This is a genomic window from Bradyrhizobium sp. BRP23 (assembly GCF_020194135.1).
GTDB lineage: Bacteria > Pseudomonadota > Alphaproteobacteria > Rhizobiales > Xanthobacteraceae > Bradyrhizobium > Bradyrhizobium yuanmingense.
Window position 1 is genome coordinate 1 of the sequence record NZ_JADYVW010000048.1, and the last position, 905, is coordinate 905.

A 905-nucleotide genomic window follows, 5' to 3' on the forward strand; every position below is an offset into this window, starting at 1 on the left:
GCACCTGCACGCCGTTGGCGATGCCGTCGAGCAGGTTGTTGATGTCGCTGGCGCGGTTGTCGAGCGACTGGGCCGTGAAGAAGTTGGTGGGATTGTCCAGGGCCGAGTTGACGCTCTTGCCGGTCGACAGACGGCTCTGGGTGGTGGCGAGAAGATCGGCGGTGGACTGGAGGGAGAGCAGGTTCTGACGAACCGACGCGGAGAGAACGATACCGGACATTGAGTGTTACCCTTCTGGTACGCAACGCAACAAAACTTCGATTAGGATTAATCGATGGCCGGGACGGTGAACGTTGTGGGCTAACAAAGCATGAAGCGAGTCGCGCCAGGCCCTCCACCGATTCACCATGTGCGCATCCGGAGCCTCAGCGTTCTCACCCATATCGTCATGATAGGACGGTGCTTTTCCGTGCACCGATGAGGCATTTGCGACTTGTCAACCATAACTGAGAGTGAGCAATTGGCTGCATCGAATGCACCGCTGCGACCTTGCCGGGCAGCACTCGCACGCCGGCCCAAAAAGAAAGCGGCGGGGCCGAAGCCCCGCCGCCGGATCTTGCTTGCGATATCGTCCGCGACTTAGCGGAGCAGCTGCAGCACGCTCTGCTGCGACTGGTTGGCCAGCGACAGCGCGGAGACCGCGATCGACTGGCGGGTCGACAGCGCCTGGCTGTTGGCCGCCTCAACATTGGTGTCGGCCAGGGTCAGGTTGGACGAGCCGGTCTGCAGCACGTTGATCAGGCTCTTGTTGAAGTCCTGACGGACCTGCACCACCGAGAGGTTCGAGCCGAGGCTCGAGGCCTGCGAGCGCAGCGTGCTCGAGGCGGCGTTGAGGTTGGTCAGCACCTTGTTGGTGGCAGCGTTGTCGATGAAGTCGACACCGCTGGTCAGCGAGGCGAGGCCCA

1 protein-coding gene and 1 pseudogene are annotated in these 905 nt (G+C 61.8%); both read right to left on the bottom strand.

Features of this window, described 5'->3' with window-relative positions; genetic code table 11:
• Window positions 1-220 (bottom strand): annotated as a pseudogene (locus I6F24_RS37270) (flagellar protein); the annotation flags it as partial.
• Window positions 221-579: 359 nt separating this feature from the next.
• Window positions 580-905, bottom strand: a 326-nt coding sequence (locus I6F24_RS37275; protein ID WP_276573452.1) for a flagellin, incomplete at its 5' end; no start/stop codon positions are given.